16 protein-coding genes are annotated in these 16,232 nt (G+C 36.0%); 9 read left to right on the forward strand and 7 right to left on the reverse strand.

Annotation, left to right across the window (positions count from 1 at the left end):
• Nucleotides 1-2 precede the first annotated feature (2 nt).
• Entirely contained in the window at nt 3-437 is a 435-nt protein-coding gene (locus IM793_RS14705; RefSeq protein WP_132394877.1) for a cytochrome c maturation protein CcmE, read from the reverse strand.
• A gap of 256 nt (nt 438-693) precedes the next feature.
• On the opposite strand from IM793_RS14705, the gene IM793_RS14710 reads away from it, so the two are divergent.
• From IM793_RS14710 to IM793_RS14720, 3 genes are all read left to right on the forward strand, one after another.
• Entirely contained in the window at nt 694-1,374 is a 681-nt protein-coding gene (locus tag IM793_RS14710; protein ID WP_193422572.1) for a hypothetical protein, read from the forward strand.
• A gap of 62 nt (nt 1,375-1,436) precedes the next feature.
• Nucleotides 1,437-3,494 carry a hypothetical protein gene (locus IM793_RS14715; RefSeq protein ID WP_193422574.1) on the forward strand — a complete coding sequence of 686 codons (2,058 nt, stop codon included), beginning with the start codon at nt 1,437-1,439 and terminating at the stop codon, nt 3,492-3,494.
• A 72-nt stretch (nt 3,495-3,566) separates the two neighbouring features.
• Nucleotides 3,567-4,961, forward strand: coding sequence for a hypothetical protein (locus tag IM793_RS14720; protein ID WP_193422576.1), 1,395 nt, complete (start codon nt 3,567-3,569; stop codon nt 4,959-4,961).
• A 439-nt stretch (nt 4,962-5,400) separates the two neighbouring features.
• Here the strand turns inward: IM793_RS14720 and IM793_RS14725 are convergent, their stop codons facing one another.
• The 4 genes from IM793_RS14725 to IM793_RS14740 form a co-directional block, all read right to left on the reverse strand.
• Entirely contained in the window at nt 5,401-6,822 is a 1,422-nt protein-coding gene (locus tag IM793_RS14725; RefSeq protein ID WP_121282630.1) for a Glu/Leu/Phe/Val dehydrogenase, read from the reverse strand.
• Nucleotides 6,823-7,254: 432 nt separating this feature from the next.
• Entirely contained in the window at nt 7,255-7,473 is a 219-nt protein-coding gene (locus tag IM793_RS14730) for a CcmD family protein (RefSeq protein ID WP_193422578.1), read from the reverse strand.
• Complete coding sequence (gene ccsA, locus IM793_RS14735; RefSeq protein WP_193422580.1) at nt 7,474-8,136, reverse strand: cytochrome c biogenesis protein CcsA; 663 nt, start codon at nt 8,134-8,136, stop codon at nt 7,474-7,476.
• Between the two features lie 70 nt (nt 8,137-8,206).
• Entirely contained in the window at nt 8,207-8,872 is a 666-nt protein-coding gene (locus IM793_RS14740) for a heme exporter protein CcmB (RefSeq protein WP_121282627.1), read from the reverse strand.
• A 367-nt stretch (nt 8,873-9,239) separates the two neighbouring features.
• On the opposite strand from IM793_RS14740, the gene IM793_RS14745 reads away from it, so the two are divergent.
• From IM793_RS14745 to IM793_RS14755, 3 genes are read left to right on the forward strand one after another with little or no spacing between them, the layout of a single operon-like run.
• A complete protein-coding gene (locus IM793_RS14745) occupies nt 9,240-9,719 on the forward strand; it encodes a methylated-DNA--[protein]-cysteine S-methyltransferase (protein WP_193422582.1) in 480 nt (159 codons plus the stop codon).
• A gap of 17 nt (nt 9,720-9,736) precedes the next feature.
• Nucleotides 9,737-10,126, forward strand: a complete 390-nt coding sequence (locus tag IM793_RS14750) for a hypothetical protein (RefSeq protein WP_193422584.1) — start codon at nt 9,737-9,739, stop codon at nt 10,124-10,126.
• 56 nt (nt 10,127-10,182) lie between these two features.
• The gene (locus tag IM793_RS14755; protein WP_193422586.1) at nt 10,183-10,695 is read left to right on the forward strand and encodes a lipocalin family protein; all 513 of its coding nucleotides are present in this window, start codon (nt 10,183-10,185) and stop codon (nt 10,693-10,695) included.
• Nucleotides 10,696-11,013: 318 nt separating this feature from the next.
• Here the strand turns inward: IM793_RS14755 and IM793_RS14760 are convergent, their stop codons facing one another.
• Both IM793_RS14760 and IM793_RS14765 read right to left on the reverse strand, forming a co-directional pair.
• On the reverse strand, nt 11,014-11,754 hold the full coding sequence (locus tag IM793_RS14760; protein ID WP_193422588.1) for a LytTR family DNA-binding domain-containing protein: 741 nt from the start codon (nt 11,752-11,754) through the stop codon (nt 11,014-11,016).
• 45 nt (nt 11,755-11,799) lie between these two features.
• Complete coding sequence (locus IM793_RS14765; RefSeq protein WP_193422590.1) at nt 11,800-13,686, reverse strand: sensor histidine kinase; 1,887 nt, start codon at nt 13,684-13,686, stop codon at nt 11,800-11,802.
• A gap of 400 nt (nt 13,687-14,086) precedes the next feature.
• Between IM793_RS14765 and IM793_RS14770 the strand changes: the two genes are divergently transcribed.
• From IM793_RS14770 to IM793_RS14780, 3 genes are all read left to right on the forward strand, one after another.
• On the forward strand, nt 14,087-14,653 hold the full coding sequence (locus tag IM793_RS14770; RefSeq protein ID WP_193422592.1) for a hypothetical protein: 567 nt from the start codon (nt 14,087-14,089) through the stop codon (nt 14,651-14,653).
• Nucleotides 14,650-15,183 carry a hypothetical protein gene (locus IM793_RS14775; protein ID WP_193422594.1) on the forward strand — a complete coding sequence of 178 codons (534 nt, stop codon included), beginning with the start codon at nt 14,650-14,652 and terminating at the stop codon, nt 15,181-15,183. Before IM793_RS14770 ends, IM793_RS14775 begins: the two co-directional genes overlap by 4 nt.
• 73 nt (nt 15,184-15,256) lie before the next feature.
• The gene (locus IM793_RS14780; RefSeq protein WP_193422596.1) at nt 15,257-16,216 is read left to right on the forward strand and encodes a hypothetical protein; all 960 of its coding nucleotides are present in this window, start codon (nt 15,257-15,259) and stop codon (nt 16,214-16,216) included.
• Nucleotides 16,217-16,232: the final 16 nt, after the last annotated feature.

Below are 16,232 nucleotides of genomic sequence, written 5' to 3' on the forward strand. Positions count from 1 at the left end.
AATTAGTTATATTTTTTCCCGCCGTCTTTGCTTACTTGTTCGACTTTGCCATCCTTATTAACCTCTACCAGGTTATCATTATATTTAGATGGGCATTTCATTAAAATTTTCGATGCGTAAAATTTGTCCTTATCCATTTTACCGATAAGCACTAATTTTTCTGATTTTTCGAAATCCTGCGGTTTGGTACCAGCGTAAATTACCTCTCTCACTTCTCCCTTTTCATCTTTCATGTGGAATGAAAAATGGTTCGCGTCTTTTACGGCATCGTAGTAAGTACCCATTGATTTTACCCAATAGCCCATAACATGTTCTTCTTTCTCAGAAAGAGTTGCTTGTTTGAAATTAGAGTAGGTGTCGGTATTTGCGTTTAAGCTAAATAAAATCCCTACGGAAATCGCGATGGTAATCAACCCAATGATTGCACTTTTCTTCATGGTTATACTTGTTGTAAAAGCTGGCAACAAAGATAGAAAAATAGGCTTAGCCAGCATTCTTTTACATTTTTCTTGTCTTTATATTGACAATCAACTGATTTTTGAAGGGGAAATATTTGTTCTGAATCCCTATTTATAACCGATCTTAAGTAATATCTTAAATCGCTTAAAAGTTCGGCTTGAAATTATTAAGTTTGGCCTGTCAGATAATTATTCCCTTTTCACATTCCACACAGTAAACATAAACCGGATTAATATGAACTTGAAACAGTTTTATAAGTTATTGTTATTTATCTTTTTGACACCCATTTTAAGCTCCTGCTTTGAGGTAATTGAAGAAATTTCGATGAAAAACAATGGTACTGGTGATGTTATCCTGACCATAAACTTAAGTCAGAGTAAAACAAAGGTGGCTTCTGTAATGCTGTTAGATAGTGTACAGGGCTATAAAGTTCCCAGTAAACAGAAAATTCAACAAGAATTAAATGAAGCAGTGTCCTATCTGAGAAAATCAGAAGGAATTTCGAATGTAAAAAGCACGAGTGATTTTAATAATTACATCGCAACCATCAGCTTTTCTTTTAAAGACGTTTCGAATATCAACAACATCACCAAAAATATTCTTGCGCAGCAAAAAATTAAAGCAACCAATACTTCATCCTATACCTATAACAAGGCTACCAAAACCTTTAGCCGAAAATACCAGGCAATCGGTACCGCTAAAACAGAATTCAGTAAATTAAAAGCAAAAGACAAGGCGGTTTTTAACGGTGCTACCTACACCAGCATCTATCGTTTCGAATCTCCTGTAACAAGTAGCGCCAATCCGGCATCAAACATGTCGAAATCCAAAAAAGCCGTGATGTTAAAAAACAGCATTATGGATTTAATTAACGGAAAAATTAACGTATCAAACACTATACAACTATCTAAATAAATCATGTATATAGCCTCAATGGTAAAATAAACATGATCCTTATCTCTAAAAAATCTATCTAAATGAAAAAAATTCTAATTGCCATCTCCCTGTTTTTATCACTAAACTTTGCGCAGGCACAGGATTTAGTCAAAAAAATCCCATCAAATGCTTTCACAGTCGCTACTATAAAAGGCGATAATGTTTTTAAGCTCATGTTTGTTAAAGATTTCAACGAATCTTTTGTAGGCAAGAAATTATTGACGGAAACCTCTAAATCTCTGGATAAAAACTTTACCAGTATAGAAGATTTCGGGATTAACCTGGAGAAAAACATGTATTACTTCAACCAGTTGAGCGATAGTATTACCTACAACTGTTTTTTGATCCCGATAAAAGATGCCAAAAAATTTGAAAGTTTGATTGAAAACAAAGAGAAAAAATTTACGCAGCAGGGCGATATCCGTACAATGGTTTTACCTGATAGTACGAGTATTATCAAATGGAACAATAACATGTTTTATTTTGTAACTGGAAGCATTAAAAGTTCGTTTTTTGCCGATTCTGTTAAATCTGCCCGTTATGGGATTAAATACACAAAATATGGGTGGGATACAGTAGGATTAGATAGTGCTGCTGTGGCTGTAGATTCTGTGGCGACGGTTGCTTATCCTGAAGAGATTAATACTCCCGCTAAAGTAAAATCTTATAAAAAGACAAAAACCACTAATAAAAAGAAAAAATCATCAAAAAAAGCCACTAAAGGTAAAACACTAAAGAAATCTACTGCTGGTAAAAAGAAAAAGCCAGTTAGTGATGGTTTTATTTATGATGGAATATCACCAGACATGCCCGATGATGCGGTAAGGGATAGTGCTGTAGCTTATGTTTCAAGCGATGTAGCAGACGCTGAAAATTATAATCAGGCTGGTGATGAAAAGCACTATCAAGAGTACCAGAAGGAACTGGCAGAACAGGATGCCAAGAAAAAAAGACTGGCTTTTACCTGGATGACTGCTCAGGCCGATAATATTTTCAACGGCACTTACCAATCTATTGAGACAAATAAATCTTATACCTCAAGTTTGGATAACAAAGCCATTGCAGAACTTTGGGTATCTAGCCTGCAGGATGTTTACAATTCAATTGCGCCAGAATTTGGCACTTATGGCAAAGCAGGTCTCATGAAAGGTTATGGCAGTTTAAACGCCAAACTTTTTATGGATAACAAAAGTTTCCGTATTTCTACGGGCTTAGAGCTGGCTCAGGAACAAGCAGATGCTTATAAAAAAATTATGAACAGGAAGTTGAACAAAAACTTTCTGAAATATGTAGACAGTGAAAAAGCCCTTGGTTTTATGAGCTATTCTATTGATACTAAATCCTATTTAGAAGAATTCCCGAAGTTAATGAAACAAACTTACGGTTCATTTTTGGGCGGTAAAATGGAAGAGGAAATTGATCTTGGCACTGAGTTATTCAGTCTTTTGCTTGATGAAGAAGCAGTAAGCAAAGTAATTAAAGGTGATGCACTATTCGTAATCAATGGATTAAAAACCAAAGAAGTTACTTATACCACTTATGAATATGATGATGATTACAATCAGAAAGAGGTAACAAAAACCAAAAATGAAACTTTACCTGATTTCCTTTTCATGTTCTCTTCTGAAGATACCAGATTGATCAACAAATTGATTAAATATGGTATTCATAAAAATATGATAACGGTTGAAAACAACATTTATAAAATTCAGGAGAAGAAAAGCCCGATTGATATTTACTTTATGATTAAAGACGGAATTGTTTTTTTTGGTAATTCTTTAAGCGAGATGCAAAGCATCAGTAATAATCAATACAACAACAAAATCAGCAAACTGCACAAAGACCTGTTAAGCAAAAACAATTTCAGCTTCCTGTTTAATGCTAAAAATCTTGTAGGTAAAGTGCCAGATTCGGAAATTGGTGGTGAAGAAACCGCTAAGAAATTTAACAGTACTTTAGAAAAAATGGGCAATGTGTACATGAAATCGAACCCGATTAAGGGCAGATTGGTTTCAGCAGATATTAGCGCCGAAATTCCGAACGGACATGAAAATGCATTGAAATATTTATTCTCGTTAATTGAAAATGCAGCGAAGTAGATTGGTTGGCAACCTTCAGTATGCAATGCAACAGTTAACCGATTAACCGTTTTAAACAGTTAACCATATTCCATGAAGAAATTTTTAAAAATAACAGCAGCGATAGTAATATTGCTGCTGCTTTGTTATTTCGGCTTTTTCAAATACAGACAAATCCAGGCCAATAAGATATCCATCCCTGTTTCTACCAATGCTTTGCTTAAAATTAATGTTGATGAGCTATACAAAACCATTGCAGTTAGTTATCTGAAACATCCTGGTCAATATTCAGGAGCAGACAAAAAAGGGATCAAAGAAAGGTTAACCGATTTAAACACAGGCTTAAAAATACCCGCAAACATTTATATATACACGTTAAAAGGAAGGGCTAAAAATACTTTTTTCTCATGTTTCGAAATAGCCGACAGTTTGGCATTTAACCGCTTTATTCTGAAAAAGCTTGCATTAATCAAAAAGGATACTCATTTTTTCCAGTCTGCAGACTCAACATTTTGCCTTCTGTTCAACAATAAAACGGTAAGCCTGGCATTTACCCTGCAAAAGGAGCCGGTAAAAAATATACTGGAAGAAATACAGGCTCAGAAAAACATGGTTAAAATTAGCGATAGCAAGTTTGAGCAAATGGCCAGCTTTTCCGATCACCTGTCTTTTCAAAATGAAGAAACTTTAAGCAAAGTTAATTTTACAGATGGAAAAATTGATTTTAACAGTGAATTGGTGAATAGATGGATAGAACCTGCTGCTGAACCTAAGCATCGGATTTTAAATCCCCAAAGTACAGTGAGTATGTGGTTAAACGGGAAGTTTAAACCTGCTTTGTCTAAAAAAAATGCAGATGTAAGTCTTTCTCTACTTTCAAAAGATAGTTTTTTCAGATTTTACAAAGATTACATGGATTTTGAATGGACAAACACCATTACGCAGGTAGATACCATTGTCGGTTACGAGTACAATGATGACTTTGAGCAGGTGGAGAAAAAAATACTTCAAGACCGGAAGATTCCATCGATTACTATAAATCTAAATGCCGACGATAAAGCAGTGAATACTTATCTTAAATCGCTAGGCGCATTAGATCAATCTACCGGAAAGATTAGCAGTGCAATGATTCCTTTATACCAATTTTATTTTAAAGGCAGTAATGGTAATGTTCAATTAAGTACGGTTCAAAGTGCTAAACCTGATTTAAAAAGGATATCATCTGACGATTTCTTTTATTTAAAAGTTGATTTTAAAAAGTTGATCAAACAAACATCAATACCCTTAATTGCGGATAAACTGGGTACTTTTAGTCGACTGGAGATCAAAGCAAAAAGTATAGAAAAAGACAAAATCAAACTAGAATCGGAACTTTTATTTTTAAATGAGGATAGTAACGCCTTGATCCAACTTTTAAAAACGTTTAAAAATGGATTCAACAGTTCGTTAAATTTTAATTTCAATGTTGATATTCCGACAAACAAGTAAGTATTTCCCGCAGATTCAAGGTGATTTACGCAGATTAACTGTCCATTGTACCTAAACCTGATGGAACGGATGCCGATCCTTCATCGGCTGGAGGTACAGCTGGGCCAACCCACCACTATGCAATACAGGCCATTCATTCCAAAAAAGACAACTGAAATATGCGCTGTTATATTTTTTCCCACTGATTTTAGATGATTTACGCAGATTAAAATTTCTGCGCGAGCAAATAAAAAGGCTTTGCAGTTACTAAAGAGGGAATCTATCAAGATAGATTTCTCGACTTCGTTGCACTCCGCTCGAAATGACGATTACTCCATAAAAAAGCCCTGCAGTTATTAAATCTGCAAGGCTTTATTCCCCTTTTGTTTGATAAGCCACCAAACATGGGTTTTGATTACTTCCCGATGAAAAACCGGGATTCGCAATGACGATTAGTTGATTATGGCCAAACGCCTAAATTCATATAAGAAACGGCAATTTTATCAATTGAATTTACAAAAGCAGCAGTTCTCAAGGTTTGCGTGCCTGGTTTGTTCATCAATGTTTCGCGGATTTCATGATAAGAATGGATCATAGTATCTTCTAAACCAGAGTTTACCAATTCCATTTCTGATGCGCCTTTAACAATCATTAAACGGTGCTCCGGAAGGATGGTTTTACCGGTTAAGTTCTCTAAAGTATTGATCAGATTGGCATTTGAGTTAGCTGCATAACGGTTCTCCATACGGCCAAATGCCACATGTGAAAGGTTTTTCAGCCATTCGAAATAAGAAACCGTAACACCACCTGCATTACAATACATATCAGGAATGATGATGCCGCCCATCTCTGTAAAAATGGCTTCAGCTTCTGGTGTAGTTGGTCCGTTTGCACCTTCAGCAATAATTTTTGCTTTGATATTGCGGATATTAAGCTCCGTAAACTGGTTTTCTAATGCTGCCGGAACAATGATATCGCAATCTTGCTCTAAACCTTCCATTGAATTTTTAAAGCTGGTAGCACCAGGGAAATCTAAAATTGAACCTGTGTTTTTGCGATGTGCAAAAACCTCATCAACGTTTAATCCATTAGGATTATAAATAGCACCTTCAAACTCACAAAGCCCGACAATTGTAGCACCAAATTCGGCTAAAAATTTAGCTGAGTGATAACCTACGTTACCTAATCCCTGTACAATTACCCTTTTATCGCCTAAACCAGCTTTAAAACCGATTTTAGCCATATCCTCTGCTACTTCAACACATTCGCGTACGGCGTAAGCTACCCCACGGCCTGTAGCTTCTTTACGTCCACGAATACCATGTAAAGCAATTGGCTTACCAGTTACACAGCCTAAAGCATCTAACTGACCAGGATTCATGGTCATATAAGTATCGGCTATCCAGCTCATTTCGCGTTCGCCAGATCCGTAATCCGGAGCAGGAACATCAATACCAGGGCCTATAAAGTTTTTCTTAATTAATTCTGTGGTATAACGACGTGTGATGGTTTCCAGTTCGGCAACACTGTATTGTTTCGTATTGATTTTGATACCACCTTTTGCACCGCCAAACGGAACGTTAACAATAGCACATTTGTAAGTCATTAAGGCAGCAAGCGCCATCACTTCATCTTCGTTAACCATTTCACTGTAACGGATACCACCCTTTGTAGGGCTCATGTGATGAGAGTGCTCAACACGCCAGGCATCAATTACTTCAAAACCGTTTCCGCGGCGGATTGGAAATTGGAAACGATATACACTATTACATGTTTTAATCTGGTTCAATAAACCTTCCGGATGATTGGTGAATTGAGCCGCACTGTCAAAGTTTTTACAAACATCTGCAAAGAACTTGTTCTCGTCTGCTAGATTAGCCATTATTTATTTTTTATATTGAATAAGTTTTCGGTGCAAAATTGCCTAAAAAAACTGCACATATCCAAATGCAAAAATACTTAGTGTATAGCTAACACCACCCTATCCAGGCTTTAAAACAGGTTTTATACCGTTTATACAAAACTGTTCAAAAACAATATTTAAATAGGTTTAAACAAGGATATATTGATACCTCAAGCCGATTAAAACGACTATTTTCATAGGTTTTTTTATTGATTATTTAGACGAAAAAAAATTACAAAAAAAATATCCACAAGGCTATTTTATTGCTAAACTAATTAATCAACAAACCGAAACACCCTTAAAATTACGAATATCATAAATTTTGCATCAGAAATAAGACATAAAAAAGGAGATCAATATAATTTTGATCTCCGTTAAAAATTAATCTGGACGGTTGTAATTATGACCGTCTTATTTATTGATGTGGTTTTCTTTTTCGATTTTCTTCAATCTTTTATCGATCGAGAAAAGATAGGCCAAGAGGCCAACCAGTATAATTACGATACAAATTACCACAACATATATCTTTCCATTGCTGCGAAGGCTATCAGCCATTTCCACGCCATTATCTTGTGCAAATAACTGCATAGTGACCATCATTAATATCAGGGAGAAAAATATCTTCTTCATTTAGTTATGTTGTTGTTTGTTTTCAATATTGCGAATTCTGAAACGGATAGTGTACACCCAGTAACCGATCAATATCCAGCCTAAACATGCAGGATAGAACACCATGCGCATACGGCTATCCAAATCGTAACTGTTAAAACCAGGATTGCCACCGTTGCCCGGGTGTAATGAATCTTTTAAACGTGGCAAAACAAAAAGTAATACCACCATCATTGGGAAGGCAAAAATATTGTAAATGGCCGAAATCTTAGCCCTTTTCTGTTCTTCATCAATTGCATTCCGGAGAATTAAGTAAGCAAAATAGAGTAAAACAGAAATAGCGGCAAAATTTTGTTTAGGATCGAAACTCCAAAACTGTCCCCAGGTATATTTAGCCCATATGGCACCGGTAACCAAACCCAAAAGGCCAAAAACAATCCCGGCATTTACACTCTCCACAGCCTTAATATCGTCGATTTCACTCTTGCTACTCAGTGACTTTACACTATAGAAAACTGAGATCGAAAAAAGTACAATCATGGCAAACCACATCGGAACATGGAAATACAGGTTGCGGATCGTTTCGTTTAAAATAGCCAAATGAGGTACACCCAGTAACAATCCTGCAATCGCAGTATAAATTACCAGAACTGAACCTAAAATTTTCCACCAAATTTTATGCATATTTATATTTAATTATTGAATGATTGAGTATTGAATGTAGATTCCATCATCCGTTTTCCATCTTCCATATTTAATCCCTCCAAAGGTAAGGAAATAACAATAAAGAGGTTGCCACCATCAGCACATTCACCACCAGCAACATCGCAATTTCATCGTAACTATTCTCCCATGGCAAGCCGTCGACCGCATTTTTAGCCAGTTTTATCAAAAGGATCAATACCGGAATAATGATCGGAAAACTTAATATCGCCATTAACATACCACCATTACCAGCCTTACTTGCAATGGCCGAAACCATGGTAAACACGGTAGAGAAACTCATACTACCCAATACCACGGCCACGTAATACAATAGCATATCGGGCGGCGTAAAGGAATCGAAAACCAAAGTATAAAAGCCCAATGCTATAGTGGTAAGCACCAACATCAAAAGGGTATTATAAACTGTTTTAGAAATCAAAACCGCAGCCGGACTTGCCAAAATATAACTGTAGAGTTGTTGCCCCTTGGTTTCCTGTAAAAAGCTCTTTGAAACGCCATTTATAGAGGCAAAAAGCATGATAATCCAGAAAAGCGCGTTCCAGGTTAATTTATCGCCAAGGCTTACAAACGACAGGTAACAGGTAAAAATAGTAGAAACCACATAGAGCAGTACGCCGTTAATGGTATATTTGGAGCGCCACTCTAACAATACTTCCTTGTGAATTAAATATTTAACCTCTTTGGCCAATTGCATAACCGCAAAGATACTTTTATTGATAAATATTGCATGCTTAAATTGTTGTATTGTTGTAATTTTGTTTGGAAACTCATTTAGCCACGGGAACGCAGAGAAAGATTTAACCACAGATAAAAGGATAAACACAGATGGTATTTTCAAAGCAGTATACTCGGGATTACAGGCATTTAAAATTAATTGGCCACGGAGGCAGAGAAAACACGGAGAAAGACCATTAAACACAGATGCTATTCTTTCGAAGTAGCATAAACGAGGGTAAAGGTATTTAAAATTTAATTAGACAAGTAGACACAGAAAACACTAAGAAAAACAATATGCACAAAAATCTGTGTTCATCTGTGTAAATCTGTGGTTAAATAGAAATATGAACTACGCATCAGTTATAGAAACGCCTATTGGCAGATTAAGCATCTTGGCTGATGAGGATTTTGTGCATGCCGTTACTTTTGAAGAAAAGGATATTGCTGATTTGATAGAAAACGAACTCACCATAAAAGTTGCCAACCAATTAAAAGCATATTTTAATGGAAAGCTTCGGGATTTCGATTTCCCGATGAAACAGAAAGGAACCGGTTTTCAACAGGAGGTTTGGCAAAATTTATTAACCATTCCTTTTGGCGAAACCACCTCATACGCTAAATTTTCTGCACACAATCCATTAGCGATCAGGGCTATTGCTGCAGCAAATGGAAAAAACAATATTGCCATTGTAGTACCATGCCATAGGGTAATTGGCAGTAACGGCAAACTGGTTGGTTATGCCGGTGGATTGTGGCGTAAACAGTGGCTGCTACAACATGAACGTGAGGTTGCCAAAAAAGGACAAACAGAATTAAAATTTTAAAACCATAATTTTAGCAGATGAATAACGATCAAGCCGGAACTCCAAACAACTACTTAAAAGCAATGCGATTAATCAATATTGAGGGCGACAAATGCGCTTTTGAAAAGGGTAAAATACCGATCCGCCAACATATTAATGCGAACTATTTTTTCGCCCAAACTGATGTATCAACTTTAGAGAAAATCCCCCACCCTGCACCGAGGAGGCAATATGTAATTACACTTAAGGGTAAACTCCAGTTTACAGTAAGCAATGGCGAAACTTTTATGATTGAACCCGGGATTATCCTTATTGCCAATGATACTGCCGGAGAAGGACATACCTGGGAAGTTACAGATGGCAATGAATGGGAAAGGATCTATATTCCATTGGAAGAAGATACCGATGATTATTTTATTGCAGATTAAGATCCTCAAAACCAAGATTAAGCCAATTTCGTAAGTCATATCAAACCTATGATTTTATGAAAACACTCTGTTCCCTCCTGCTTGTTCTCTTCACTTACCCGCCGATGGAAAAAAATATTCCAGTGGCCAAATTGGATTTAAAAAAATATGCCGGAACATGGTACTCATTATATTCTATTCCGACCATTTTTGATAAAGGGAGTCGTGAAACAACCACCAGATATAGTTTGAATAAGGATGGTTATTTCAATGTGCTCACCACTTATAAAAAACCCGGAGATGATAAGGTCTACTCCAGAACTTCAAAAATGTTTCCATCAGAAGATGGCGATAAAGGGGAGTTACAAGCACAATTTATCTGGCCGATAAAAGTCGATTACTGGATTATCGAACTTGCAGACGATTATTCTTATGTAGTGGTGGGGCATCCCGAACATAAGTTTTTGTTCATCATGAGCCGCAATCAGACGATGCCGAAGAAAACCCATGATGAAATTGTGGCCAGATGCAAAGCTAAAGGGTATGATGTAGCTAAATTAACCTCGCAGCAGCATTCAAGTGGCAGTTAACAGTTTGCAATTGCAAGTTTGCAGTTAACTGATTTAAACGATTATTAGCAATAGTTAATGAAGCAATCCTTCAACTCCGCTACCATAGACAGAATCTATCAGTACGGCCGTCATTCTCGCGCAGGCGGGAATCTTAAAGCGCTTGCATTACGATTCCCAATCAAGTTGGGAATGACGATTCCTCGCAGCCTATAATCCACTAAAAATCTGTCATTCATATTGATTTTATACAATAAATTACCCCTCAGGATGACAACCGCAAAGGAAAACGAACTGGTTTAGCGTTATGCAACAGTTAACTGATTTAACAGTTAACCCTTATACAGCTCCAAATTTCTCTATCAGTTTATCTTTCTGTATCCTTGCTACCTGTAACTGTTTGTTATTTTCCAATGTAAGCAAACAATCATTCTTGTTAAAAAACTTCACTTTGTTTAAATTGATAATATACTGGCGGTGTATCCTGAAGAAATTTCTGTCCTCCAATATTTCCTGCACATCTTTTAGCGTTTTTGAAATAATCACCTTCTCTCCATTCAGTAAAACTAAAATAGAGTAATTGCTACTAGCTTCAACATACAGAATATCGTCTACATTGATAAAAACAATCCCCGAAAGTGAACTTACAGCAATTTTGTTTACACGTTCCATATTCATCTGCCGATGAAAATGATTGAGTTGTTTATCAGAAAAATTATTTCTAATTACGGCCTTGTTAACGGCTTCAACAAGATCCTTTATATCAACAGGCTTAACCAGATAATCTAAGGCACTGAACCTAAAGGCCTTGATGGCAAACTCATTATAAGCTGTGGTAAAAACCACTTTGAAACTGATTGGCATTAATTTCTCCAAAAGCTGAAAGCCATTTAGTTCTGGCATCTCAATATCCAAAAAAACCAAATCCGGATTTAAGCTTTCGATCTCCTGTAATGCTTTAATCGGGCTGTTAAACGAATAAATAGCTCCAACTTGTCCGCAATGCTTTTTCAACTGTATACGCAGTAAACTTATACTATCTTCTTCATCATCTATAATTACAATATTGAGCGCTTTCATATTTTAGATTTTATTTATTTTTATTGATGATACATTAGGTTGTTTTTAAATTAAATGGATACTGATTAAAACCCTGGTTCCTTTGGCCTCATTATCTGCACCGTAAAGATCTTCTATATGGATCTGTGTATTGGTATTAAATTCCTTATTAAAATTAGCAATACGCTCTCCTGTAATCAATGTTCCATAAGATTTTTCTTTTTCGGCCGCCTTACTATTCAGCTCCGATGCTTTTAACCTCCCTATTCCATCGTCCTCAATGATTACGAGTAAAGTCTGCTGTGTAAAATCCTGAGAAATTTTAATCAGGATTTCACCACCAACATTTTTATGCATCAGGCCATGCCAAATGGCATTTTCGATATAGGGTTGCACCAGCATCGGTGGTATTTCTATAAAATCTGCGTCAACATTATTATCAATATCGAAAATATATTTCAGTTTACCTTTAAAACGCATGGTTTCCATTTCCAGGTACAACTTTATGGTTTTGATTTCTTCTGATAATACGATTTTATCTTTCCTCGAGTGCGACAGGGATAAGCGCATTAACTGAGAGAATTTGCTCAGATAATCAGACGCTAATACACTGTTATTCTGTTCGATATATAAATTTATTGAATTTAAACAGTTAAAAATAAAATGCGGATTCATTTGCAACCTTAAAATCTTATGTTCGTTCTCCGCATTTTTAATTTTTAAATCAATGCGTTCCAGCTCGTCAAGGCGGTCTCTGTATGCCAACGCTGTTAAAAACAAAACGGCATCTATTGCAAAAGCCAGTGTTACTAAATCTACGTAATTGTTAATGGCGTAGTACCAACTTGGCAAATGGTTATAGATATCCAGCCATTTAGGCGCCAAAACAAATAATAACGCAAATGATATGGCGGCCAAGCCTGTAAATGCAAACCGCAAATAGCCTTTGTTTGGTTTTGGCCGGGCATAATAACTGAGCAAAACAGTAAGGATAAAAAATGGCAAAGAATTATAAATCCAAAATATTTTTGTAATCGGGCTAAGTTCGGGCCGTAAATAATGTACAATCATAACTACGATCATTAAAACCCATTGCCATAAACAAAATTTTAAAAATAAGTTAAGGTATCTGTTGTTTTTAACCTGTAAAAATTCGCCCAAAAAAAGAATATAAAAAAAAGTTTGGGGAATAAAAGAGAGTAGAAATATAAAATCATTATTTATCGGTAGCCAATTTACTTCTAAAAGAATGGCATCTACCTGTAACGAATACCTAAAAAACATACATAATGATGCTAACGCATAATACAGATACGCTCTATCTCTCCGCTGAAGAAAATATTTTAAACAACAATAAATAAAAACGGCGAAATAAAACCCTGCAACCCACAATTTAACATGTCTAAAACTTAACGGAAACAAAACCAGTTCTCTGTTCTTTTCCCTGTAGGCGGTATCATAGGTTTCTATTTGCGGATATTGCGGAACAATGTTGTATAGGTATTTTTGAATGAGCACATAAAAATATTGTGTTTCTTTTTGCTTTACGGGCAAATGTATCCGCCAATAATCAGTAGCTATCGAGAGATTTGAAATTTTAATACCAAAACCCGTTTGCCCAACCAGTACCAATCGATTTCCTACACGCTCATACAATTGAGTTTGTTGCATTTTACTGTCTAATTTAAACAGTAAGCTGGTATCCCTATCAAAAGTACTGCGAATACTAAAATTGATCCAATATTGTAAAACCGTATCTGGAAACTCTTTTTGTGCTGCTATGTTACTGTCCAAAAAGTGCCAATCTAGTTCCTGGAGTTGGGCATAAGTTTTATTGTTTTTTTTCGATAGCGTATAATATGCCTGGTTTAAAAGACTAACATTTTTGCTTTGCTGAGTGATATTTATTGGCTTAATATTCTCTTGCGCAATCGCATTAAGACTGTTGCCCATTAAGACAAAGTCTAAAAGCATTAAACACTTAAAAAATTTGCTTTTTATAACCATTCTAGTGAAACCAAAAAAGGTGTTACTAAAGATAATTAGAAAAGGAGCAAAAAAGCTTAAAAATGTGTGAGATACAGGTTTACCAATGCGAAGTATGTTGTTTTTTGTTTAGCGTAGCTTAAAATACTCAAAATTTCGTTCAGGTTTCCGCTTTATTTTTTCACTACACACCTTATTACCTACAGCTCACAGCAAAAAGAAGATACTTCACTCAATTGCCAGCCCCAAAGAAAAATGGAAACTTAAATTTGATATGTAAATTAAAACTTACGAAAAATTCATGGTTTAGAATGACTGAAGAGAGATTATGGATAACTACAAAAGCATAAATCAATCGAAAAACGATATGAAGAAAATATTAACATTATTAATATCCATGTTGTGTTACTCTGCTGGGTATTGCCAAGATAGAACATTCAGTTATATCGGTTTAGCAAACAACGATGCCGAAATAAAAACAATTGCAGATACCACGCACAAAACCTTGTTTATTGCAGGAAATAAAGTGTATAGCATAGGTGGCGACTGCATTTGCCGATTATTAGACGGCGATGGAAACGACAGGGACGATGATGGAGACAATAACAGCCGTTTGAATGATGGCGCTGCTGGGAGCAGAAAAAGTGGTGGAGAAATTGCCGACCGCAGAACGAAAGGAAAAGGAAACAAAATAAATAAAAACGGGGATAAAAACAATAGAGATAAAGATGGCAATGAAAATGATAGAGATACCAATGGCGACATTAATAACCGTAATGCAGATGGTAATATAATGGAGGGTACCAGGTGCAGCTGTTCTAAAAGAGGAAAAATATTATTGTATACCAGGGAAAAAGTAAAAATTACCAATGCGAAGATATATTATCAAGGCAAATATTTTTCAAACAAACATTTTAAAATTATACAATTATGAAAAAACTAATATTTCCTATGTGTACTGCGGTGATGGGCCTCACAATTATCAGTTCTTGTGGCACATCCTTAAAAGTACCAATTAACCGGGGTAAAATAGATGGAGATTTTAATATACAATTTACCAAAAAAAATGCAGTTGTAAAGCCTAATCAATTTTTCACGCTGGCCGAATTAAATATTGAGCCAAACAAAGGTCAGATTTCAAAAACTACAATCAATTCCACCAATATAAAAACAGCATTAAAAATATTTAAAAAGCAAAAAATTAAAAACTATGCCATTACCATCACCAAACCGGGCTATGCAAAACCCTATTATGGTAAAATAGCTTTTTTTAATACCAATAAAATAAATGAAGCCGATGCCGTTGCTAGGTATTACGAAATCGATATTGCGAATAGTTATTTTGCCAGTGCAACCCGTGGCCGGATGGCAATTATTTATGAGTATTCAGATTTGCGCATCGGCATAGCTACAACATCTAAAATACCAACATGGATCGTATTAATAAGCGACGAGCCATTTTAAAAAATATAATCCAATAATAAACGGACGCGCCGAACACCGCATTACAAAGTAGGCGAAAAAACAAATCGACCAAATGAACATACAAGAATTAACATTTGATAATCTCAATGAAGCATTGCCAACAGAGGTAATGACTTTAATTAACGATACTGCTATTATAAACAGCATCTTTCCAGTAAATATTGGAGAAATCTTTAATGGACAGATTTTAAAAGCGAACGAAATTATTTTTCAGCCTAACGCTACTTTGACTTTCACAAACATTAATGTGCCCTTTTGGATAATATATTGTGACAAACTTAAATTAAAAGACAATAATTTTCCGATTAGGATCGAACTTGATCAAACCATTGAAGGGAGAAAGGGGAAAGATGGAATTGGAGGAATCAATGGTGTAAATGGTGTGGGTGAAATCGATAGACAAGGCCAACCAGGTTCTGTAGGCCAAAGCGGTCTTATAGGTGAACAGGGTGATAGCCTAAATAATCCAAATCTATATATTATAACAAAGGAAATGGTTTGTATTGATACCCAACAAAATATTGAAGATTCTAGAATAGTTTTAGATTTTGACGGAATAAGCGGAGGCGACGGCGGAAATGGAGGAAGTGGAGGGAATGGCGGAAATGGTTCAAATGGTAAAGAAGGTGCAGATAGCTTATTTGATTGTAAAGAAGGTGCTGGCAATGGTGGTGGTGGTGCAAATTCTGGACAAGGTGGCAAAGGTGGTCAAGGTGGCAATGGCAGCAATGGTTCTTCTATTTACTTCATATCTGTTGATACCTATACAGAGGTTTTAGTTAACACTACAAAATTTTATATAAGGGGAGGAAATGGTGGAATAGGCGGAAATGGTGGCAAAGCAGGAAAACCCGGATATGGAGGCAGAGGGGGAGGCAAAAATGGGTGGTGTGGCCGAGGAGTTGATGCTGACGATGGTAATTACCCAGAGCCGAGAACATTAGGCAATGGATTAGATGGTCAAGATGGAGAAAAGGGGCAAGTTTTTAAAGTAATCGTTAAAAATTTCTAAACTTGCCGTTACTATA

Source organism: Pedobacter sp. MR2016-19, assembly GCF_014947265.1.
GTDB lineage: Bacteria > Bacteroidota > Bacteroidia > Sphingobacteriales > Sphingobacteriaceae > Pedobacter.